The 22,490-nt window shown below is 70.5% G+C and carries 19 protein-coding genes and 1 tRNA gene; 12 read left to right on the top strand and 8 right to left on the bottom strand.

Features of this window, described 5'->3' with window-relative positions; all coding sequences use genetic code 11:
- Window positions 1-5: 5 nt before the first annotated feature.
- Complete coding sequence (locus tag ACWGI2_RS14345; protein ID WP_453695510.1) at window positions 6-557, top strand: hypothetical protein; 552 nt, start codon at window positions 6-8, stop codon at window positions 555-557.
- A 15-nt stretch (window positions 558-572) separates the two neighbouring features.
- Entirely contained in the window at window positions 573-1,262 is a 690-nt protein-coding gene (locus ACWGI2_RS14340; RefSeq protein ID WP_453695509.1) for a class F sortase, read from the top strand.
- Between the two features lie 302 nt (window positions 1,263-1,564).
- On the opposite strand, the gene ACWGI2_RS14335 is transcribed toward ACWGI2_RS14340, so the two are convergent.
- Window positions 1,565-2,320: a GAF and ANTAR domain-containing protein gene (locus tag ACWGI2_RS14335; RefSeq protein WP_453695507.1), complete on the bottom strand. Its 756-nt coding sequence runs from the start codon at window positions 2,318-2,320 to the stop codon at window positions 1,565-1,567.
- 161 nt (window positions 2,321-2,481) lie between these two features.
- On the opposite strand from ACWGI2_RS14335, the gene ACWGI2_RS14330 reads away from it, so the two are divergent.
- Window positions 2,482-3,513, top strand: a complete 1,032-nt coding sequence (locus ACWGI2_RS14330) for a glycoside hydrolase family 6 protein (protein ID WP_453695505.1) — start codon at window positions 2,482-2,484, stop codon at window positions 3,511-3,513.
- Window positions 3,514-3,634: 121 nt separating this feature from the next.
- Here the strand turns inward: ACWGI2_RS14330 and ACWGI2_RS14325 are convergent, their stop codons facing one another.
- From ACWGI2_RS14325 to ACWGI2_RS14310, 4 genes are all read right to left on the bottom strand, one after another.
- Window positions 3,635-5,575 carry a galactose oxidase-like domain-containing protein gene (locus ACWGI2_RS14325; protein WP_453395702.1) on the bottom strand — a complete coding sequence of 647 codons (1,941 nt, stop codon included), beginning with the start codon at window positions 5,573-5,575 and terminating at the stop codon, window positions 3,635-3,637.
- Entirely contained in the window at window positions 5,572-7,557 is a 1,986-nt protein-coding gene (locus ACWGI2_RS14320) for a glycosyltransferase family 2 protein (protein ID WP_453395701.1), read from the bottom strand. Before ACWGI2_RS14320 ends, ACWGI2_RS14325 begins: the two co-directional genes overlap by 4 nt.
- Window positions 7,558-7,859: 302 nt before the next feature.
- On the bottom strand, window positions 7,860-8,591 hold the full coding sequence (locus ACWGI2_RS14315) for a FadR/GntR family transcriptional regulator (RefSeq protein ID WP_453695503.1): 732 nt from the start codon (window positions 8,589-8,591) through the stop codon (window positions 7,860-7,862).
- Window positions 8,592-8,669: 78 nt separating this feature from the next.
- A tRNA-Lys gene (locus ACWGI2_RS14310) sits at window positions 8,670-8,743 on the bottom strand.
- Between the two features lie 243 nt (window positions 8,744-8,986).
- Here ACWGI2_RS14310 and ACWGI2_RS14305 point away from each other — a divergent pair.
- From ACWGI2_RS14305 to ACWGI2_RS14265, 9 genes are all read left to right on the top strand, one after another.
- The gene (locus ACWGI2_RS14305) at window positions 8,987-10,297 is read left to right on the top strand and encodes a peptidoglycan-binding protein (protein ID WP_453695501.1); all 1,311 of its coding nucleotides are present in this window, start codon (window positions 8,987-8,989) and stop codon (window positions 10,295-10,297) included.
- A 127-nt stretch (window positions 10,298-10,424) separates the two neighbouring features.
- Entirely contained in the window at window positions 10,425-11,615 is a 1,191-nt protein-coding gene (locus ACWGI2_RS14300; protein ID WP_453695499.1) for an SPFH domain-containing protein, read from the top strand.
- A complete protein-coding gene (locus ACWGI2_RS14295) occupies window positions 11,602-12,285 on the top strand; it encodes a nucleoside/nucleotide kinase family protein (RefSeq protein WP_453695497.1) in 684 nt (227 codons plus the stop codon). The genes ACWGI2_RS14300 and ACWGI2_RS14295 overlap by 14 nt, the downstream gene beginning before the upstream one ends.
- A 126-nt stretch (window positions 12,286-12,411) precedes the next feature.
- Entirely contained in the window at window positions 12,412-13,014 is a 603-nt protein-coding gene (locus ACWGI2_RS14290; protein ID WP_453395696.1) for a lytic polysaccharide monooxygenase auxiliary activity family 9 protein, read from the top strand.
- Between the two features lie 118 nt (window positions 13,015-13,132).
- Window positions 13,133-13,651, top strand: a complete 519-nt coding sequence (locus tag ACWGI2_RS14285; protein WP_453695495.1) for a hypothetical protein — start codon at window positions 13,133-13,135, stop codon at window positions 13,649-13,651.
- A gap of 53 nt (window positions 13,652-13,704) precedes the next feature.
- On the top strand, window positions 13,705-15,369 hold the full coding sequence (locus ACWGI2_RS14280; protein WP_453695494.1) for a long-chain-fatty-acid--CoA ligase: 1,665 nt from the start codon (window positions 13,705-13,707) through the stop codon (window positions 15,367-15,369).
- 568 nt (window positions 15,370-15,937) lie between these two features.
- Window positions 15,938-17,245, top strand: a complete 1,308-nt coding sequence (locus ACWGI2_RS14275; RefSeq protein ID WP_453695492.1) for a sensor domain-containing protein — start codon at window positions 15,938-15,940, stop codon at window positions 17,243-17,245.
- Window positions 17,206-17,883: a LuxR C-terminal-related transcriptional regulator gene (locus tag ACWGI2_RS14270; RefSeq protein ID WP_453395692.1), complete on the top strand. Its 678-nt coding sequence runs from the start codon at window positions 17,206-17,208 to the stop codon at window positions 17,881-17,883. The genes ACWGI2_RS14275 and ACWGI2_RS14270 overlap by 40 nt, the downstream gene beginning before the upstream one ends.
- Before the next feature lie 77 nt (window positions 17,884-17,960).
- The gene (locus ACWGI2_RS14265) at window positions 17,961-18,242 is read left to right on the top strand and encodes a hypothetical protein (protein ID WP_160505209.1); all 282 of its coding nucleotides are present in this window, start codon (window positions 17,961-17,963) and stop codon (window positions 18,240-18,242) included.
- Here ACWGI2_RS14265 and ACWGI2_RS14260 read toward each other — a convergent pair.
- The 3 genes from ACWGI2_RS14260 to ACWGI2_RS14250 all read right to left on the bottom strand — a co-directional run bounded on the left by ACWGI2_RS14260 (window position 18,217) and on the right by ACWGI2_RS14250 (window position 22,377).
- Window positions 18,217-20,385 carry an MMPL family transporter gene (locus tag ACWGI2_RS14260; protein ID WP_453695490.1) on the bottom strand — a complete coding sequence of 723 codons (2,169 nt, stop codon included), beginning with the start codon at window positions 20,383-20,385 and terminating at the stop codon, window positions 18,217-18,219. The genes ACWGI2_RS14265 and ACWGI2_RS14260 overlap by 26 nt on opposite strands.
- A 155-nt stretch (window positions 20,386-20,540) precedes the next feature.
- The gene (locus ACWGI2_RS14255; protein ID WP_453695489.1) at window positions 20,541-21,212 is read right to left on the bottom strand and encodes a response regulator; all 672 of its coding nucleotides are present in this window, start codon (window positions 21,210-21,212) and stop codon (window positions 20,541-20,543) included.
- On the bottom strand, window positions 21,145-22,377 hold the full coding sequence (locus ACWGI2_RS14250; protein WP_453695488.1) for a sensor histidine kinase: 1,233 nt from the start codon (window positions 22,375-22,377) through the stop codon (window positions 21,145-21,147). Before ACWGI2_RS14250 ends, ACWGI2_RS14255 begins: the two co-directional genes overlap by 68 nt.
- Window positions 22,378-22,490 lie beyond the last annotated feature (113 nt).

Raw genomic sequence — 22,490 nt, 5'->3', positions numbered from 1 at the left:
TCACGATGCGTAGAGGATCACTCACCCTGCGTGGCATAGCCGGGGCCGCTGTCCTCGCCGTGCTCCCCGTCGCCGCCACGGCGCCCGCGTACGCCCATGACCAGGGCAAAGTGCATGCCACCGTCACCCCGGCCAGCGCCGCGGCCGGGGCCAAGGTGGAGATCAGCGTCACGGGCTGCGAGGGGACGACCGGGTCCGCCGGGTCCGGGGCGTTCACGGGGGACGCGAAGCTCACGGGCAGGGACGGCGACAAGTACTCCCTGAACGGCTCCGCCACGATCAGGGACGGCGTCGAGGGCACGCACGACGTCACCGTCGTCTGCGACGGCCATCCTCACCAGGGCGTGGGCACCGTGCGTATCGCCCAGCCCCAGGCCGAGCGGCCCGCCGAGCCCGTCTCGCCGGTCCGCGCGGGCGGCGGCGGCACCGCGCGGCTGGCCGCGCACGCCCAGGAGGAGGGCCCCGGCACCCGGCACGCGGTGATCGGCCTGATCCTCGCAGGGGTGGCGGCCGTGGCCGTGGCGTTCCGCAGCGTCCGCCGGCGCCGCTCCGAGTGACGGGCGACGACCGACATGTCGGGCCAGGATTCGGTCCACGGGCCGGGCCATGAGGGGTCGACAGGGCACGGGCGTTTCCTCACCGGGGTCGCCTGGGCGCTGGTCCTCGTAGGGCTCTGGCTGTGGGGCAGCGAGATCACCGACGTACGCGGTGGTGTCTCGGAGCCCACGAACGGCGACGTGGCGGCGGTCGGCCGGCCGTTCGCCGTCGAACTCCCGGACGCGCACGAGCCGTTGGACGCCGCGAGGCCGCTGAGTGTCGATGTGCCCTCGCTGAAGGTGCGGGCGCCCGTGATCACCCGCGGGCTCGACCAGGACGGTGCCATCGATCCGCCGCCCTTCGAACAGGCGGGCTCCGTCGGCTGGTACGGCGGCGGGACGCGCCCCGGCGCGGCGGGCACGTCCCTGTTCGTGGGCCACGTCGACACCGAGACGCGCCCCGCGGTCTTCTACGACCTCAGCGCGGTGCGCCCCGGTGAGAAGGTCCGGGTGACCCGCGATGACGGCTCGGTCGCCGAGTTCACCGTGGACGACGTCCAGGTCATCAGCCGGGACCGCTTCGACGCGAAGAAGGCGTACGGCCCCCACGAGGAGGGCCGCGCCGAGCTCCGCCTGATCACCTGCGGCGGCACGTTCGACCGGGTGTCCAAGACGTACTCGGCGAACGTGGTGGTGTCCGCCTACCTCACCGGGGTGGGGTCGTAGGAGCGGCTCGACCGCCCGGGTCCGAAACAACCCGGCCCGGTCGGCGGCCCGCTCCCCCCGGAGCCGTCGACCGGGCTGGTCCTCGACCGCGCGCGCACGAGCTGCGGGAGTAACCCGGCGCCGGCGCGGGAGGTTCGGTGGCCAACCCCGTTGTGCGGGATGGGCGATCAGGCCGGGGGCTTGGGCCGTTGTGTCGACTCTAGAACGGATGAGCGCTGGGGCCTAGGGGTGGATTGACGCCAAGTCGTGATCCCCCTCCTCTCCGTGATCACCGCAGGTCGCGGTGGTTCTCGCGATGGCCTTCAGGAAAGTTCGGACCAACCGCCGCGCAGCGACGCGTCGTCGATCGATCCCTTGATCACGTCGGTGGCGACCAGGTCGATGACCAGCCGTTCTCTGCGTGCGTACCGCCGCAGTGCGTCGAAGGCGTCGTCCACCCCGGTGTGCCAGCGTTCGGCGAGTATGCCCTTGGCCTGTTCGATGCGTACGCGGCTGGTCAGGGCGGTCTGGAGCTGTGTGGCGAGCGTTCGATACTCCGTGTAGGCACGGTGGTTGTGCAGGCCCACCGCGGTGGCGTCGGCGATCGACTGCGCGAGCTGCAACTCGCCGTCGACGTACGGCCCCCGGGACGTCTCGGGCACGAAGACGTTGAGCGCCCCGAGCACGGTCTCGCGCCGGCGCAGCGGAACCGCGTACGTCACCCCGATGCCGTGGCGCCGAGCCAGCGTCGTGAACTCCGGCCAGCGCTCGGCGGGTTCGGCCGCCGTGAGCCGCACCGGCGGCACGGGAAGCCCCGTGCCGGCGCTCTCCACACAGGGCCCGCCGCTCCGCTGGGCCCCGAGCAGGTCGAGTGCGAGATCCTGGGGATGCCCACCGGTGGCGAGCGCGGGTGCGCCCGGACCGTCGAAGACGACCCCGGCGGCGGACGAGTCGAGCAGCTCCACGCAGTGGCCCGCGACCCGGCTCAGATAGCGCTCCGGGTCGAAGTCTTCGTCCAGCGTGTTCGTGATCTCCACCAGGACTTGGGCCAGCCGTAGTTCAGAGATGCGATCCCGCATGGTCTCCTCCCCATGAGCGTCGCCCCGCCCACTGCGCCTACCCCCAGGTGCCGTGCTGTAACAGCTCACCAACAGGTCTCGGTAGCCGACGGGCGGGCCTCGTGGGCCGGGAGTGCGTATGTCAGGATTGAGAATCGGACAGTGCACCCAAGGGGGAGTGGATGTACCACAAAGGCACCGGCCGCGGTCATCGGATCGCGTCCCGGGGGGTGAAGGCTGCGGCGGCGTTTGCGGGGGCTGCGCTACTGCTGTCGGGGTGCTCCTCCGATGACGGCGGCGAGGAGCAATCCTCGGGGCAGCCGATCAAGCAGCAGCCCAAGGGCTCCGATCCGTACTGGGTCAACCCGGAGGGGAACGCGGCCAAGCAGGTCGCCGCGTACGAGAAGGACGGCAAGAAGGACGACGCCAAGCTGATCCGGAAGATCGCCGAGCAGCCGGTCGCCGAATGGGTCGTCCCGGAGAACGCGGAGGATCAGGCGCGCGGCTTCACCGAGGCCGCCGAGAAGGCCGACCGGGACGCCCTGTTGGTCCTCTACAACATCCCGCACCGCGACTGCGGTCAGTACTCGGGCGGCGGCGCGGCCGACGGCAACGAATACCGCACGTTCATCGACCAGGTCGCCAAGGGCATCGGCGACCGCAAGGCCACGGTCATCCTGGAGCCGGACGCCGTGCTCCACATGGTCGACAACTGCACGCCGGAGGAGTTCCACGAGGAGCGGTACGACCTCCTCAAGGGCGCCATCGGGAAGCTCAAGTCCCTGAAGAACACCAAGGTGTACCTGGACGCGGGCAACGCGGGCTGGAAGAACCCCGACTCGCTCTGGGAGCCCCTGAAGTGGTCGGGCGTCGAGCAGGCCGACGGCTTCTCGGTCAACGTCTCGAACTTCCAGACCACCGAGGCCAGCACGGAGTTCGGCAAGAAGCTCTCGGCGAAGATCGGCAACAAGCCGTTCGTCATCGACACGGCGCGCAACGGCAACGGCGCGTACACCAAGGGCAAGGATTCCTGGTGCAATCCGCCTGGCCGCGCGCTCGGCGAGACGCCCACCACCAAGACGGGCGACCCGCTGGTCGACGCGTACCTCTGGGTGAAGCGGCCCGGAGAGTCCGACGGGACCTGCCGGGGTGGCCCCAAGGCGGGGGAGTGGTGGCCTGAGTACGCCTTGAAGCTGGCGGAGGCGGCCAAGTAGGAGCGCCCCGTAAGGGGCGCGGGGAACTGCGCGAGCAACCACAGAAAAGCCGCAGTCGCATCTACCGAGGTACCTGGCAGATGCGACTGCGGCTTCTTCGTGTGCTCAGCGCCCGGCAGGGCTACGGCACGTGGACCCACTGGGCCTTGCTCGGAGTCCCCTGGTCGTCCGTCACGAACAGCATGTACCAGCCGGACTCCACCAGGCTCTTCTCCTTCGGGATCGTCACCGTGACCCCGCCCGCGGACTTCTTCAGGTCCAGGGCGACGGACGTCTGGTCGATATCCGTCACGTGCGTCGACGCGCTCGGCCGAATAAGGCGGGCCGTCTTGATGGACGAGGCGTGCTGGGTCTTGAAGGTCCCGGACCCGCCCCGCCTGATCTCCTCGGGGCCGCCGCTGAGCGTGGGCTGCGAGCCCTGGTACAGATACGGCGGGGTGTAGATCTCGATGCGCTGCTCGAACTCGCCGGGCTTGGTGTTGGCCTTGTCGGAGTAGAGCGAGTCGGAGCCGAAGAACATCACGCGGCCGTCGGGCAGCAGGATCGAGCCCGAGTGGTAGTTCCGCCCGACCTCCGGGTCCGCGACCCGCCGCATGTTGCCGGTCTTGGCGTCGTAGATCCGCGCCTGCTTGATGTTCGAGTCACTGCGGCCGCGGTAGTCCTCCGAGCCGCCGGATATGAGCACCGTGTCGTCGGGCAGGGTCGAGGCCTGCGGGTAGCGGGTGCCCTTCTCCAGCTCGGGGCCGTCCTCGAACTTCGGGTCGTCTTCCAGGAGGTCGACGATGCGCGTCTTCTTGCTGGACTTCTTGGACTCGCCGACACCGCCACCGCCGATGACCATGTACTTCTGGTCCTGCGCGGGCGGCAGTTCGACCGTGTTGGAGGTCTCGAGGAGGTTCGGGTCGCTCATGCCCGGAATCCCCTTCCAGCTCCCCTTCTTCTCCAGGTCCCAGGTGCCGGGCTTGCGGCCGACGTCGTCAGGGCCGTAGCCCGCGTTCGAGCCCGAGTAGAAGAGCCTGCCGCTCTCCAGCTGGAACACGGCGGGGTACGTGGGGAACTGGCGGACCTCCTTGGTGTAGGTCCACTTCTTGGTCTTGGGGTCGTAGATCTCGTTCTTGCCCGGGACCAGCTGGCCGATCTCGTCCAGGCCGGAGAGGCTGAGCACCTTGCCGTCCGAGAGCGTGGTCAGCGTGGGGTACCAGCGGGCCTCGTTCATCGGGTCGACCTTGATGTACTTCTCGGCGACCGGGTCGAACTCGAAGGCGTCCTTGATCCCCTGGAAGTCCTTCTTGTCCAGGGCGAGCTTCTGCGCGATGCCGTACGTGTTGCGGGTGGCGGCGCCCTTGAGGCCCTGCACGCGGTAGTTGTCCTGCGTACCCGTCTCGTACTTCGAGCCGCTCTTCTGCGCCTCCACGTACACACGGCCGAGGCCCGGTTCGTTGCGTACGAAGGCGCCGGTCTGCTTGTCGAAGACCTTCTTCGCGCGCTCGACGACGACCGGGTCCTTGGAGACGAACGTCTTGCCGTTCTTCTTGCCGGTGAACCTCGTGCCCGCGGGCAGCGTGATCGGCTTGTCCGGGTCTTCGTTGTGCACCACCATCAGGCCGCCGGCCTTGGTGATGTCCCCCTTGAGCTTCTCGTAGCGCTGCGTGCCGCCCGCGATCAGCAGATTGCCGTTGGCGAGCTGGGTGTGGCCGGTGCAGAAGAGGTCGACGGGCGTCTTGATCTTCTTGATCGTGTTCTTGACCGGGTCCCACAGGCGGGTGTCGAACTTCTTGGCGTCGAAGTTCTTCTGGTTGTTGCCGGAGCCGGCCACCAGGAGGATCTTGCCGGTGTGCAGGAGCGCCGCGTGGATTGTGTTCTGGCGGTACTCCTCGGGGAAGTTCACGACCTGCCAGTGGCCGTTGTCGGCCTTGTACTCCGGCTTGTTGATCTTGTAGTCGTGGTACTTCTCCGAACCCACGCGCCACAGCCACGGGCCGTTCATGCCGGCCAGGGCTATGACCACCGCCGCGCCTATCGCGATGCGGCGGGCGCGGCGGCGGCTGGAGCGGTCCTTCATTTCTTACGTCCCCCAAGGGCGATCTGCATGGTCTGGTCGTTCGCTGCCCAGCTGGGCTTCTGCTGCGGCGCGTGCGGTGCCTGTGGAGGCTGCTGCGCCTGCGGCAGCTCCGCCGTGACGTCACGCTGCTGCGGCACCATCGGGTCCCCGCCGCCGGAAGGCGGCCCCGAAGCTCCGGGTCCGTGCTGGGATTTGCGCTTCTTCTTGTCCTGCCGCATCCCCCAGCGCCAGGCGAAGATCGGCGCGGCCGTGATCAGCAGGGCGAACGTGGCCCAGATGATCATCGCCGGGTGGACGTGGTCGAACACGAACGCGGCGGCCATCGAGCCGGCGAAGACCAGGATGAAGAACAGGTGGATGCGGAACGTGCCGAACAGAGTGTCCGGGCTCGCCGAATCGCCCTTGGGAGTCACCACGAACTTGCTCTTGCGGCGCAGCACGGCGTCGAGCAGGGAACGTGCGTAGACCGGCGCGGAGAGCGCCGACATCACCATGCCCGCGATACCGCCGGAGCCCTCGGGCTCGTGCGGCGAGACGTTGTGGCGGCGGTTCCAGATGTAGAGGCCGATCTGCAGCGCCGACGCGTTGCCGTACAGCATCAGCCAGATCGTCGGGTCGATGTTCACGCCCGATGCGCCCATGCCGAGGAACAGCGCGCAGGAGAGCGCGGCCAGGATCCAGTTCATGGCGGACATCGGGTAGAAGATGACCATCATCGTGTAGTTGAAGAGGCGGCCGGGCGGCAGCGAGAACGGCGCCTTCCAGAACTGCTTCAGGATGGTCTCGTACGTTCCGCGCGACCAGCGCAGCTGCTGCGTGAAGAAGTCCGTCCAGGCGTTGGGGCCCTCACCGACCGCGAGCACGTCCGGGGTGTAGACCGACTTCCACTTCTTGCCGGTTCTCGGGTTCGTGGCGCGGTGGATCTCGAAGCCGGTCGCCATGTCCTCGGTGATCGAGTCGTACAGACCGCCGATCTGCTTCAGGGCGCTGATGCGTACGGCGTTGCTCGTGCCGACGAACATGGGGGAGCCGTACGCGTTGCCCGCACGCTGGATGAGCGCGTGGAAGAGGAACTGCTGGGACTCGGCGGCCTTGGTGATGAAGTTGTCGTAGTTGCCGTAGACCTGCGGGCCGATGACGAAGCCGACGTTCTCGTCGCGGAAGAAGCCGAGCATCCGCTCGAGGTAGTTGGGCATCGGGACGTGGTCGGTGTCGACCGATGCGAAGTAGTCGTAGTCGTCGCCGTGCGCGTCGAGCCAGGCGTTGTAGTTGCCGTGCTTGGTCTTGGCGCGGTGCGGGCCCTTGCTCATGTTCCACTTCGCGATGCCCTTGCGGGAGAAGTGGTGCACGCCGAGCCGCTGGCAGACCTCCTTGACGGCGGGGTCGTCGCCCTCGTCGAGGAGCCAGACGTGCATCAGACCGCGGTGGCGGATCTTGACGGCCGCCTCCAGGGTCTTCGTCACCATCTCAAGGGGTTCCTTGCCGGGCACGAAGGAGGTGAGGAAGGCGACGCGGGTGCCGGTCTCGGGCACCACGGGTATCGGGTCACGGGCGACGAGCGTGGCGTGCGCGTTCGACAGCACGTTCATGCAGCGGAAGAACTCGATCAGGCCGATGGATATGAGCATGACGATGTCGAGCGTCGGCAGCCAGTCGTTCGCGACGTAGTCGCGCTTCGTCCAGTGCGTCGGCTGCAACAGCCAGGCGAGCAGCACGAGCGAGAGCAGCGGCGCGGCCCCCAGCATGAGCGCGGCTCTGATCCGGTGCGGTTCCTGCGAGAGCAGGGAGCGGTACTGCACCTTGTACGGCTTGGTCGGATCCGGCTGCGTCAGCGGCCCCGCGAGACGGCTGTAGTGCTCGTAGTCGTACCTCGGCAAGGCTTTCTTGATACGCCGGAACCCGCCTGTCCGGTGCGATGGCACCCGCAGCTGGGTCGTCTCTGACGGGTCGTTCGGCCGGGCGCCCGTCGGCGTCGACGTCATGAGTCATCCCCCCGCACGCGGTCGTCCGCGTGTTCGTTGGTCCTTCCGTCCGACCCGGTCCCCCGACCTTCACGGACGCATCAGTGGCAGGCCACCGTCCCCTTAGACATGGAACAGCTACCTTCCGGTTGCATGATGCCCCCCTCGGCATCCGATGGTGAAAGGGGCCCCCGCCCCTTACCCCGTGGGCCTCGGTCGGCCGGGCCCCCCAACTGCCCCGCACCGCCTGCCTCATGTGAGCCAATGGCTCCAGCACAAGGTTCTACGCCCCTAGCCATGATCGCAAGGGCGAAACAAGGTGTTTACCGGTCATACGAGAGATTCGAGTTACCTGTTGGGACAGGAGCGCTCAATCGCGTTCGAATATTACCGAAGTGTTCCCGTATCGCCCGCTCGGCCCGGAGCACATCGCCGGACCGGACCGCGTCGAGGATCTCCCGGTGCTGGCGGCAGGTGACCTTGGGATCCTGCGGAACGTCGACCAGATCGGTGCGAACCCTGTGGAAGGCGTCCCAGAACGCCTCCAGGACCTCGCCGAGCAGCGGATTGCGCAGACAGCGGTAGAGGGTGGCGTGAAATGCACGGTCGGTTTCGGTGTGTACCGCCCCCGGCTGACCGCTCCGGCCGTCGCTCGACGCCGCCTCGGTGTCCATGCGGTCCACGAGGGCGTCGAGTTCGGCCAGATCCGCGTCCGGAATGCGGCCCGCCAGGCGCGCGATGAGCCCGGTCTCCACGGCCTCCCGCAGCTCCAGGAGCTGGAGCAGGCTGTCCTCGCCGCGGTAGTGGCCTGCCACCGTGCGGAAGGTGAGGCCCTCGATCATGGGAGCCATCGACATGGGTCCGACGTAGGTGCCGAAGCCGTGCCGGATTTCCACGATGCCCATCGCCTGCAGCGCCTTGAGGGCTTCTCGCACGGAGTTCCGACTGACGCCGAGGCGTTCCATCAGTTCGGGCTCGGTGGGCAGAGAGGCCCCGGAGGGCAGCCGCTGGTCGATGATGAGCTTCTTGATCCGCTCCTGAATGTCGCGCGCCATGGCGCAACGGTATCGGTACCCGCGCCGGTGGCGGCATGACGAAAGCCCCCCGCGTGAACGGAGGGCTTTCGCTGTCTGTGCGCCGCCAGGGACTCGAACCCCGGACCCGCTGATTAAGAGTCAGCTGCTCTAACCAACTGAGCTAGCGGCGCGCGCTGACCTGGAGAACTCTACCGGACGCCGGCGGGTGCTCCGGACCCTCCGGGAGCTTACGGGTGCCCGGGGTAGCTTTGGGCTGAGCTTCGAGCGGGCTTTGCTCGAGGGCGGGTCCCCGGGGGATGCGGGGCCTATCAATCATTCGGACCGTCAACATGCGATATCACCGGACAGTTGAGAAGCTGACGACTGTGCAGATGCGACGCAGGCATTCTTTCCTGGAGTGTGAGGGGAATCGCATGGACGTTGCTCCGGTATTCGAGGAATTCGACCCGGAGAGCGACTGCGACTGCCCCGGATGTATTCACCGGCGACGAGCCATGACCCACGCACTCCCCGTACGACAAGGCGGCCACCCGGCGGCGCACGGCGCGCGCCGTGCCCTCGTCATCGCCGCGGCCGCGGGCACCGTGCTCGGCGGCCAGGTGCTTCCCGTGGCGGCGGCCCCGGGAATCCAGGCTCCGTCGGACGAGGACCCGGGGGTGGGCGACCCGGGCCCCGGCAGCCCGCAGGGCGACACGAGCGCCCTGCACGGGGCGCCGGGCTCGCCGGGTTCCCCGGGCCCCGCGGTGTCGGCGGCGCGGGACACGACGCGGGCCGCGATCCTGGCCCGCGCCAATCTGTGGGTCGCGGCGAAGGTGCCGTACAGCATGAGTGCGTACTGGTCCGACGGTTACCGGCAGGACTGCTCGGGCTTTGTCTCCATGGCCTGGAATCTCGGCGGCAACGAATGGACGGGCAGTCTCCCCTCGTTCGCGGTGCGCATTACGAAGAACCAGCTGCAGCCCGGCGACATCCTTCTGTTCCACAATCCCGACAACCCCCAGAAGGGGTCGCACGTGACGATTTTCGGCGGCTGGGCGAACGCGGCGCGCACGCAATACACCGCGTACGAACAGGCCCGCCCGCACGCCCGTAAGCAGACGACTCCCTATGCCTATTGGAGCAATGGGAGCCGCTATCTGGCGTACCGCTACAAAGGGGTGAGGGGCGGAGCTCCGAGCGGCTCGGAGCCGAGCACGGGGACGCGCTACCCCGGGGCGGGCTCGTTCGGCCCCGGCGCCGACAACAAGTACGTCACCCAGCTCGGCAAGGCACTGGTCCGCCGGGGCGGCGCCCGCTTCTACGTCACGGGTCCGGGCCCGCGCTGGAGTGACGCGGACCGCAGGGCCACACAGGCGTTCCAGCGGGCGCAGGGCTGGACCGGCGGTGACGCGGACGGCCTGCCGGGCCCGGCGACCTGGTCGTACCTGATGACGGGCAAGGGGCGTGACATCCCCCGCGTGGGGGCCGGTGGCACCCAGGGCAGGGCGCCCGCGTATCCCGGCAGGGGAGTGTTCCGCCCCGGCCAGTCGAGCCCGTCGATCGAGAAACTCGGCAGGCAACTGGTGGCGAAGGGCTTCGGCCAGCACTACGCGCAGGGCCCGGGCCCGCGGTGGAGCGAGAGCGACCGCCGCAACGTCGAGGCGTTCCAGCGGGCGCAGGGCTGGCGGGGTGGGGCGGCGGACGGATATCCGGGCCCCGAGACCTGGCGGCGGTTGTTCGCATGAGCCGCGTGAGCGGGGCCGCGGGCCTGAGACGCGGGCACCGCATGAAGGGGGCCGCGGGCCTGAGACGTGGGCAGGAAGTCGACCGGGTCACGGATGAGATCGAGGTACGTATGAGTCGGAGGCAAGGATGAGTGCGACAGCGGCATCACGGTCACAGGCCCCCCAGCCCGAGGAACCGCAGACCACCGGCGCCCCCGACACGGCCGCCGCACGGCCGTCGCGTCTGATCCAGAGCGAAGCCACCACCGAGATCCCCATCCATCTGCTCTTCCGTGACGATCCCGGTGACCCCGGGGTCTCGCTGTCGCCCGCCGTGGTGGGGCGCCGGCACGGAACGGGCGAGCAGCCCCGCACCGCCCGGCGCCCCCCGGCGAGGGCGGCCGCCCGCCCGCTGCCCGAGGTGGACCCGTCGCTCGGCGAGCGACCGGCCCGCGTGCTGCCCGGTGCGGTCGGAGTGCTCGGCGGGACCGTGGGCGTCGCCGGGTGCGCGGCCGCGCTGTGGTGGGCGGGGGTGCTGCCCGAGCCGGTGGCGCGGGCGGCCGGGCTGCCCTGGCCCGACGGTTACGGCGGCTATGACGCGTACGCGGGGCTCGGCGCCGCGCAGTGGGCCTCGCTCGCCGGGTCGGGCGCGCTCGCCCTGTTCGGGTTCGGGGGCCTCGCCCGGGGCCGGGTCGGCACGGCGTGGGTGCTCACCCTCTTCGGGCGGTACCGCGGCAGCGTCCGCCGCACCGGCCTGATGTGGGTCAACCCGCTCCTCCTGCGCCGCCGTGTCGACGTACGTCTGCGGCACTGGCGCAGCGAGCCGATGCCCGCGGTCGACCGGGGCGGGGTCGCGCTGCGGGTCGTCGTCCTCGTGGTCTGGCGGGTCAAGGACGCGGCGCGGGCGACGCTCGGCGTGGCCGACCACCAGGAGTATCTGCGCGAGTGCGCCGAGGCGGCGACCGCCCGCGTCCTGTCCCGGCTGCCCGCCGACGCCTTCCACGACGACACCCCGACGCTGCGCGACGCGGAGGCGGTGGGCGACATGCTGACCCGGATGCTCGCGGCGGAGGTCGAGCCGGTCGGCATCGAGATCTTCTCGGCCCAGCCGACCCGGATCGAGTACGCCCCCGAGATCGCCGACACGATGCGCCTGCGCCGGGTGGCCGCGCTGGACGCACGGCACCGCGACAGCGTGCTCACCTCGGTGGTGGACTCCGTCGAGGACACGGTGACCCGGCTGACCACCCGCGGCCTGGTCGAGCTCGACGACTACGAGCGCAAGGCCTTGGTCAAGGACCTGACGGTGGCGTTCTATACGGGACATGGAGAACGCTGACGCCCCTGAACACGCCACTGACGACGCCCCCGGCCTCGCGGCCCTCGCCCGGGACGCCTGGAGCCTGACCGCCGACCGGCCCCGCACCCTCCTCGGGATCGCGGGGCCGCCCGGCGCGGGCAAGTCGACGTTCGCGCGGGCGCTGGTGGAGGAGATCGGCGAGGGGGCCGCGTATCTGCCGCTCGACGGGTTCCACCTCTCGAACGACCAGCTGGAGCGCCTCTCCCTCACCTCCCGCAAGGGCTCGGAGCCGAGTTTCGACGTCCGTGGGTACGTCGCGCTGCTCGCCCGGGTCATGGAGGACACCGGCCACGACATCTACGTACCCGACTACGACCGCACCCTCCACGAGCCGGTGGCCGCCCGGCACCGTGTGCCGCCGACGGCCCGGCTCGTCGTCACCGAGGGGAACTATCTGGCCTGTGATCTGCCCGGCTGGCGCGACGCGCGGCGGCTGATGGGGGAGTGCTGGTACGTGGCGGCACCTGCGGAGGTACGTCAACTGCGGCTCATCGAGCGGCAGTTGACGGGCGGTCGGTCCGCCGACGAGGCGGCGGCGTGGGTGGCGACGAACGACAGCCCGAACGGTGATCTCGTCGAGAAGTCGCGCCATCGCTGCGATCGGATCGTCTCCACTATTGGTATGGACATGTTCAACTACCGCCCATAATCTGGGCTTGGTCTAGACCGCAGCACTGACTGCAACTCACGGCAATTCACTGCATCCCACTGCACCCGCAGTGCCGCGGCGCGCGCACGGCTCACGGAACCCCCACGTTTCCCCTGGAGCGGCAGCATGCGAAACAAGAAGATGTACGCGGCCATGCTCGGCGCCACCACGGTCGGGGCCTTCGCGCTCTCGTCCGGTGGTGCGAGCAGTCACGGCTACACCGACCTGCCCGCAAGCCGCCAGATCAACTGTGCCAAAGGCACGGTGAGCGGCTGCGGTTCCATCCAGTACGAACCCCAGAGCGTCGAGGGCCCCAAAGGCTTCCCGGCGTCAGGACCGGCCGACGGCAAGATCTGCTCGGCGGGCATCAGCGGCTTCGACACGCTCAACCAGCCGAAGGCACCGGGCGGCGGCGCCTGGCCGACGACCAGTGTCAGCGCCGGTCAGAACTACACCTTCCGCTGGCAGTTCACGGCACGCCACCGCACCACCGACTTCAAGTACTACATAACCAAGCAGGGCTGGGACGAGAGCAAGCCCGTGACGCGGGCCGCCCTCGACACGGCCCCGTTCCTCAACGTCCCCTACAACGGCCAGCAGCCGCCCGCCACGCTCTCGCACTCCGGGACGATTCCCGGCGGCAGGAGCGGACACCACGTGATCGTCGCGGTGTGGACGGTCCACGACACGGCGAACGCGTTCTACGCCTGCTCCGACGTCAAGTTCTGAGCAGGGCTTGAGGCTCCACGGCACTTCCCACGGGTAGGTTCCGCGTACGCCGTCCATGACCAGGGCGGCGTACGCGGGGCAGTACCGGCGACAACCATCGGGGGATGCAGTGGAGTTCATGTTCTACGCGGTGCCGGCGTTGATGTGCGCCGCGGTGATCGCGATGGCGGTCACGGTGATCAAGCGCTACGTGCGGTTGCGGCAGGCGTGGTCGAGCGGTCTGACGGCGGAGGCGCGCTGCCTGCGCACGTACACCACGACGAGCCGCCACAGCGACAGCAGCAGCATCAGCACCACGCTGCACCACGTCTATGAGTTCACTCCGCCCGGGGGCCGCCCCGTCCGGTTCGAGGAGGAGAACGGCCCCGGGACGACCATCGAGGGCGACTTCGTCACCGTGCACTACACGGCGGGTCACCCCGAGAGGGCGACGGCGCACGCGCCGAGTCCCACCAAGGGTGTGGCGACCATGATTGGCGTGCTCTGCTTCCTCGGCGTCGTGCTCGCCTTCTGCATGGCCTTCATGGTGACGGCGCACGACATATTCGACTCGGTCGACATGCTCGACTCCGGCGACATGTTCGGCTCGGGCGACGACTTCGAGTCGGACGACGGCTTTGAGCCGGACCTGCCCTAGTCGTCTCTCAAGGCCCTCCTCATCTGACGGTCCATCAATTATGGTGCGCGGCCATGAAGTCCACCGGGAGCACGGTCGCGGAACTCGTACAGGCGCGCTGGGGTGACCACCGCCCCGGCCTGCGCTTCGAGCACCAGGAGCTGACTCATCACCAGGTCGCGGCGGGTGCGGCGGCGAGGGCCGCGCTCCTGGCCGACCTGCTGCCGAGAGGGGCCGAGCCGCACGTCGGTGTCCTGCTCGACAACACCCCCGAGTACCCGCTGTGGTTGAGCGCCGCCGCGCTGGCAGGCGCGGCGGTGGCGGGCATCAACCCCACGCGCAGGGGTGCGGAACTGGCCCGCGACATCGTGCACACCGACTGCCGGGTCCTGATCACGGAACGGGCGCACCTCGCGCTACTGGACGGCCTCCAACTCCCGGGCGTACGTGTGCTGGTGACGGACACGGAGGCGTACGGGGAGCTGCTGGGCCCTTATGCGGACGCGCGCCCGGAGATATCGCGGGCGGCGAGCCCGTCCAGCCGGATGCTGCTCTACTTCACCTCCGGCTCGACCGGGGCGCCCAAGGCCGCGATCTGTAGCCAGGGCCGTCTCGCGGCGGCGGGGCAGTCCCTGGTCACCCACTTCCGGCTCGGTCCTGACGGGGTCCACTACATCTGCATGCCCATGTTCCACGGCAACGCGGTGATCGCGGACTGGGCGCCCGCGCTGGCGGCGGGGGCGGGGGTGGCGCTGCGGCGGCGCTTCTCGGCTTCGGCGTTCCTGGACGACGTACGGGCGCATGGGGCCACGTACTTCACGTACGTGGGCAGGGCGGTGCAGTACATCCTGGCCACGCCTGAGCGTCCCGACGACACGGAGAACCCGCTCCGGATGGGCTTCGGCACGGAGGCCGGGGCGGTGGACGCGGAGCGGTTCGAGAAGCGGTTCGGGGTGCGGCTGGTGGAGGGCTACGGGTCCTCGGAGGGCGGGGCGGCGATCCAGCGGACGCCGGGGACTCCGTCCGGGGCGATCGGGCGGGCGGCGCCGGGGGACGAGTTGGCGGTGGTGGATCCCGGCACGCGTGAGGAGTGCCCGCGCGCTGTCTTCGCGGCGGACGGGCGGCTCCTGAACGGGGAGGAGGCGATAGGGGAGTTGGTGAACAAGGGGCGCACGCCGTTCGAGGGGTACTGGCGCAACTCCGAGGCGGACGCGGCGCGGCTTCGGGACGGCTGGTACTGGACGGGGGATCTCTTCTACCGGGACGCGGAGGGGTTCCTCTACTTCGCGGGGCGTACGGATGACCGGCTCCGCGTGGACAGCGAGAACTTGGCGGCGGCGATGATCGAGAACATCCTCGCGCGGTGGGAGGGGGCTGCGGGGGTGGCGGTGTACGCGGTTCCCGACCCCGTGGCGGGGGATCAGGTGATGGCCGCGGTTTCCCTCCGGGAGGGGGTGGAGTTCGACCCCTTGGCCTTCGCGGAGTTCCTCCTCTCCCAGCCGGATCTGGGGACGAAGATGGCGCCTCGCTTCGTACGGGTGGTGGAGCGGATGCCGGTTACGGCCACCAATAAGGTGGCTCGCTCTGCTTTGCGTGGGGAGGGATTCCGCTGCGGGGGGTCTGTGTGGTGGCGCCCCGATGCGGGGGCGGGGGCGTATCACCGCCTCACGCCGGCGGCCCTGGCTGAACTGCTGGGCCAGTACCGGGCCCAGGGTCGTGAGGGGCTGCTGCCGGGCTGAGCGCGCCCGCCTTCGCTGCCTCTCCCGCCCACCCGCCCGTTCGCCCCGCATCCGACCCTGAACGAACAAGCTTTCCCGCCCACCCACCCGATTGCCCCGCGGTGTCGAGGGGGCGCAGCAGGGGCGGGTGGGGAACGGGGGGGCATCGATGGGGGCAACACCCCGCCCCATCCTCGGGGGCCGGCCCGCACGCGCCCGCAGTCGGCGACGCGGGTGGGTGGGGAACGGGGGGACATCGATGGGGCATCACCCCGCCCCATCCTCGGGGGCCGGTCCGCACGCGCCCGCAGTCGGCGACGCGGGTGGGTGGGGAACGGGGGGACATCGATGGGGCATCACCCCGCCCCACCCTCGGGAGCCCGGCCCACACGCACCCGCAGTCGGCGACGCACGCGAGGGGACGTGCCGGTATGTCTGCCCGGAGCACGGTTCCCGGAGGCTCCGGTGCCGCAGTAGCCCCGCGGCCACCGGACGATAGCGAGGACGGACATACCGGCGCGGCCCCGCCCCAAGACCGACCAGCACCGCACCGCCGGCACCGCCCCGCCCCTCCGCATACCGTGGCCCCATGGTGGCCAGCGACAGCGTGTGGGCGGGGCTTCGGAGGCGGGGCTATCTGGGGAGTAGCGCGCCCTGGAGGGGCGTCGCGTACCTCCTCGGGGGTGTTCTCCTGGGGAGCTTCGTTCTCGTTGGCGGGGCTGTCGCCCTCCTACTCTGCGCTGCCCTCGCCCTCGTACTCGTAGGGCTCCCCCTCCTACCCCTCCTCGCCCTCACCGGCATCCCCGTCGCCGCCCTCGAACGCCGTCGCCTCCGCCTCGTCGACCCCGCGACCCCGGCCCCCACCCCCCACCGCACCCCCGAAGCCCCCGGCATCCCCGCCTGGTTCACGCTGCGCGTCAAGGAGCAGGCCACCTGGCGCGAGCTCGCGTACGCCGTCCTGCTCGCCCTCGTCCTGTGGCCCCTCGACCTCCTCGTGCTCGCCTGCACCGTCGGCGCCCCCGCCCTCCTCATCGGCGCCCCCGCCCAACTCGCCCTCGACGGCGGCGAGATACGTGCCGCCAAGCTCTGGCTGGTCAGCGACTACCCGCATGCCTTCGCCCTGGCCCTCCTCGGCCTGGCCCTCCTCGCCCCGCTGCTCTATCCCCTCGGCGCCTACGCCTCCGCCCGAGCCGCCCTCGCCCGCCTCCTCCTCGCGCCCCGCGAGGCCGAGTTGGCCACCCAGCTGGCGGAAGTGACCCGCTCCAGGGCCCGCCTGGTCGACGCCTTCGAAGCCGAACGGCGGCGTATTGAACGGGACTTGCACGACGGGGCCCAGCAGCGGCTCGTCGCGCTCACCATGACCCTGGGGCTCGCGAGGCTCGACGCCGCCCCCGGCAGCCCCCTCGCCGCCCAGCTCGCCACGGCCCACGACGAAGCGGGGAAAGTGCTCACGGAACTGCGTGAGCTCATTCGCGGCATCCATCCCCAGGTGCTTGTCGACTACGGCCTCGCCGCCGCCATCGAAGACGCCGCCGACCGCTCCCCGATCCCCGTCGACACCGACCTGGACGGCCTGCCCCGCCTGCCCGAACCCGTCGAATCCGCCGGGTACTTCGCCACCCGGGAAGCACTTACCAACATCGCCCGCCACAGCAACGCTCCCCGCGCGCACATCCAGGCCCGCCACGAGCGGCAAGAAGTCCTCCGCATCGACGTGCGCGACGAGGGCGACGGCGGCGCGGACCCGGCCCGCGGCACCGGCCTGACCGGCCTGGCGGACCGGATCGCGGTGCTCGATGGCACACTGACGGTCACCAGCCCGCCCGGTGGCCCGACCGTACTGTCCGTGGAGATCCCGTGCCGAGCCCAGCACCCCCCGACCCCCCTCGGCGACTGAGGATCGTCGTCGCCGAGGACAGCGTGCTGCTCCGCGAGGGACTCATCGGCCTGCTCGCCCGCTTCGGCCACGAGGTGCCCGCAGCGCTCGGTGACGCGGAGGGGTTGCGCGCCGCTGTCGACGCGCATGACCCGGACCTCGTCCTCACCGACGTACGCATGCCGCCCGCCTTCCAGGACGAGGGCCTGCGCGCGGCCCTCGCCCTGCGCGCCGAACGGCCGAAGCTTCCGGTCCTGGTGCTCAGCCAGTACGTGCAACGTTCGTACGCCGCCGAACTCCTGGACACCGGCGACGGCACCGGCGTCGGCTATCTGCTCAAGGACCGGGTGGGCCAGGTCGAGCAGTTCGCCGACGCGGTCACGCGGGTCGCGGACGGCGGCACGGTCGTGGACCCGGAAGTCGTACGGCAGTTGATCAGGCGCCGCCGCGACCCTCTCGAACAGCTCACGCCGCGCGAGCGCGAGGTGCTCGGCCTGGTGGCCGAGGGCAGGTCGAACGCGTCGATCGCCGCCGAACTCGTCGTCAGCGAGGCCGCGGTGGGCAAACACATCGGCAACATCCTCGGCAAACTGGACCTGCCGCCAGGAGACGGAACCCACCGCAGGGTGCTCGCGGTCCTCGCGTACCTGCGGGCCTGAGCCCGACAGCGCCTGGCAGCGCCCGGAAGCATGCATCATGCACCGGCCACCGGTCCGGTCCATTACGATCCTGAACCATGAGCACGTCAGACCAGATACGGGCAGGCCTCACGCCGCGCCAGGCCCGGCGCATACGGATCGCCGCGGCCTCGGTGCTGATGGCCGCGGCGGCCGTAGTGCTCGCCGTACGCCTGGCGAGCCGGTCGTCCGTCCTGGTCGTGGGGGTGTACGGGCTGCTGCTCGTCCTCTGCGGCCTGGTGATCGAACTCAGCAGGCGCGGTCGGACCCGGCTCGGCAGCTATCTCCTCGCCGTCGGCCTGGTGGCCGCCCTGGTCATGGACTGGGTGGTGCTTGCCTGACGAGGCCCTGCTCAGGAGGCGGGACGGGCGCCTCGCGCAGCCCGTACCGCTCATGGAGCTTCCGCATCCGCCGCGGCGCCCACCAGGCGCGGCGGCCGAGCAGCGTCATCGTCGCCGGGACGAGGAACATCCGCACCACGGTCGCGTCGATGAGCACCGCGAGCGTCAGGCCGAGCCCGATCTGCAGGATCGGTGAGAAGCCGCCGGTCATGAAGCCGCCGAAGACGATCGCGAGCAGCAGCGCCGCACAGCTGACGACGCGGCCCGAGCGGCGCAGTCCCTCCACGACGGCGGCACGGTGGTCGCCGGTCTCCAGCCACGTCTCCCGCATCCGGGACAGGATGAACAGCTCGTAGTCCATGGCGAGCCCGAACGCGATCGCGATGATCAGCGGCGGCGCGGTCAGACTCAGCGCCCCGAGCTCCTCACCGCCGAGCAGCCCCGCGAGATGCCCGTCCTGGAACACCCACACCACGACGCCGAGCGCGGCGCCCAGGCTGAGCAGGGTGGTGGCGAGCGTACGCAGGGGCAGCAGCAGTGAGCCGGTGAAGGAGAAGAGCAGGGCGAACAGGCCGACCAGGACGGTGAGTACGGCCCAGGGCGCGCGCTCGGCGAGCATCGAGCGGAAGTCGACGAGGCTCGCGGCGTTGCCCGTGACCTGGATGGGCTCGTCGCCACGGAGGTCACGCACCTGCTCCACGAGCCGGGTGGCGGTGGGCCCGTCGACCGAACCCTCCGGGGTCAGTTCGAGCAGGACCGTGCCGTCCGAGAGCCGCTCGCGGTCGGCCGTCCTGATCCCGGGCAGGGCCCGGATCTTGTCCTCGCAGTCGGGGTCGGCGCCCGACCCGATGAGCACCTGGACGGGGTCGGTGTCCGTCCCCGCCGGATAGTGCTCGCGCACGGTGTCGTACAGCTGCCGCGCCTCGGTGTCGTGCGGGAGCTGCCGGGCGTCCCCGATGTTGATCCGCATCCCGAAGGCGGGCAGCGCGAGGAGGGTGAGCACGGCGACGACGGCGGCGACCACGGCCAGCGGGCGCCGGGCGGAGAAGAGGGCGAGGCGGGCGAAGAAGGCGCCGGGTTCGGAGGTGGCACCGGGCTCGCGGCGGCCCCAAGGCCCCTTCCGCGTACGGGACTTCGGCCCCGAAGGCGCGATCTTGCCGCCGAACAGCGCGAGCAGCGCGGGCAGCAGCGTCAGGGCCGCCAGCATGTCGACGACGACCACCGCGCCGGCCGCGAGGCCCATGCTGCGCAGGAACGGGCTGGGGAACCAGACGAGCCCCGACAGGCTGATGGCCACCGTCAGGCCGGAGAACAGGACGGTGCGGCCGGCGCGGGCGACGGTCGCGTGCACGGCCTGCGCCACGTCGTCCGTCTTCCCTCGTTCCTCGCGGAAGCGGATCACCATCAGGAGCGCGTAGTCGACGGCGAGGCCGAGGCCCAGCATGGTGACGATCTGGACGGCGTAGACGGAGATCTCGGTGAACTGGCTGAAGCCGTAGAGGGTCAGAAAGGCGCCGGCGACGCCGCTCACGGTGACCAGGAGGGGGAGCCCGGCGGCCCGCAGCCCGCCGAAGATGAGCAGGAGGACGACCAGCACGGCGGGCAGGGTGATCAACTCGGCCTGCGCCACGTCCTCCTGGGCCCTGCCGCCCATCTGCTCGCCGAGCAGCGGCCCGCCGCTCACCGCCACGTCACCGGCGGTGATCTCGCGGATGCGGTCGGCCGCGTCGCCGACGGCCTCTTCCTCGGCGTCGTCGTCGAGGCCGCCCTTGAGCGTGACCGGGATGAGCAGGGCCTTGCCGTCCTGGGCGACCAGGCCCCTGGTGGTGTACGGATCCGGCACCTGGGCGATGCCCGGATGCTTCCGTACGTCGGCCACCGCGTCGCCCACCTGCGAGCGGAGCTGCGGGGTGTTGACCGCGGGAGCCGACACGACGGCGCTGAAGTCGTCGCCGTCCGGGGTGAGTTCGGCGAGGCGTTCCTCGGCGACGACCGACTCGCTGCCGGGCACGTCTTCGACCGACGAGGTCAGGTCGCCGAAGACCCTGGTCCCGAAGCCGAGGCCCAGGACGAGGAGCAGAAGCCAGATGAGGACGACGGTCTTGGGACGTTGGGTCGCTGTACGGGCGAGGGCGGCGAGCATGGCTGGCGCCTCCTTGGAGGATTCCGGGTTACCGCCCCTCAGAGTCGTCCTCACCCGCCCGCGGCGGATCGCCGTGGTGGGTGGTCTTGCGGTCTCCCTCGCGCGGGGTAGGACTCCGTCGGCCGGGGGAGACGGACGGCGGCTCGACGGCAGGCCTAACCCCCCGGAACCACGAGCCCCGTCTCGTACGCGCAGATGACCGCCTGCACCCGGTCCCGCAGCGCCAGCTTCGACAGGACGTTGCTGACATGGGTCTTCACCGTGTGCTCGCTGACCACGAACGACGCAGCGATCTCCGCGTTCGAGAGCCCCCGGGCAAGGAGTCGCAGCGTCTCCTCCTCGCGGGCCGTGAGCACCGCGAGGCGTTCGGAGGGCGACACGGCGGGCGCGTCGGCCTCCGTGCGGCGGCGCCGGACCACGTCCGCCACCAGGCGCCGCGTCACCGAGGGTGCGAGCAGGGAGTCCCCGGCCGCCACGACGCGCACCGCGTGCACCAGGTCGTCCCTGCGGACGTCCTTGAGCAGGAAGCCGCTCGCCCCCGCGTACAGCGCCTCGTACACATACTCGTCGAGGTCGAACGTGGTGAGCATGACGACCCGGCAGCTGGACTGCGCGCACACCTGGCGGGCCGCCTCGATGCCGTCCATCCCCGGCATCCGGATGTCCAGGAGGATGACGTCAGGGGCATGCCGGAGCACCGCCGCCACAGCCTGGGCGCCGTCACCCGCCTCCGCCACCACCTCGATGTCGGGCTGCGCCTCAAGGATCATGGAGAAGCCGCTGCGCACCAGCTCCTGATCGTCGGCGACCGCCACCCGGATGCTCATCCCCCAAGGATGCCGTGGGCAGCCGTACGGCGACACGGAATCCACCATCGGGTCCGTCACCGGCTTCGGCGGTGCCACCGCACGCGGCGGCGCGTTCATGGATGCCGACGAGACCGTGACCCGCGCCGTCCGAGGCGGAGAGCCCGGCTCCGTCGTCCTGCACCAGGATGCTCAATTCGCTGTCCGACCAGCTGAGTTGAATGCTGGCAGCGCTTGCCGCCGCATGCTTCACACAGTTGGTCAGCGCCTCCTGGACGACGCGGTACGCGGCCACCTCGACGTCGGGGGCAAGCGGGCGAGGACGGCCTTCTTCCCCCAACTCCACGCGCAGGCCCGTGCGTTCGACCAGTGCGGCGAGTTCCGGGAGCGCCGCGAGCGTCGGCTGCGGCACGCGTGCGCCGTCCGGGGGCGAGGACTCCCTCAGTACGCCCAGGATCCGCCGCAACTGCTCCATCGCGTCGCGCCCCGCACCGGCGATCGCGTCGAACGCCCCCACCGCGCGGTCGGGGTCGCTGCGGACGACCACGGGGCCGGCCTCCGCCTGGACCACCATCAGGCTCACCGCGTGGGCGAGGATGTCGTGCATGTCGCGGGCGATCCTGGACCGCTCCTGGCTCACCGCTCGCGCCGTCTCGGTGGCGCGCTCCCGCTCCAGGCGCCGGGCCCGGTCCTCCAGGGCCGCGGTGTACGCGCGCTGCACACGGGCGAAGGCTCCGAGGGCGTACGCGCTGATGAGGGTGAGCAGGTGGAAGGGGTACTCGTACGGCTCCGCGTGCTCCTTGAAGGTCATCGTGACGGCGGCCCCCGTCAGCCACCCGGCGAGCATGACACGCCGTTTCAGCGGGGTGCTCAGGGTGGCCACGGTGTAGAGGGCGACCATGCCGCCGAAGCAGACGTCGGGCGGCGGCCGGTGGTGGAGCGCCATGGCGGGCGTGAAGAAGGCGATCACGGAGGCACAGGCGAAGGGCGCGAGGCGCCGCCAGATCAGCGGCACCGCGGTACCGGCGCCGAGGGCGAACCCGGCGGCGCTCAGCTCGTCGCCCCCGTCGTCGGGGAACAGGAACTGGAGCGACACGGCGAACAGCACCAGGGCGGCGAGCGCGGTGTCCACGACGTAGGGGTGGGTGGTGCCCAGCCGGGACAGCGCGGGGAAGGGACGTCGCATCGGGCGGCTCCTCGGGGCAGGAGGGCCGTGCCAGTATCGCGGGGCCCTGAGGGCGCTGTCCTCACCGGTGCGAGGGATATGTTTTTCGCGGAACGCAAGAAGCCCCTCGCTTC

The sequence above is a fragment of the Streptomyces sp. NPDC054866 genome (assembly GCF_053610745.1).
Note: the sequence above shows the minus strand (reverse complement) of the source record. Positions and strands in the feature narration are given on the sequence as shown.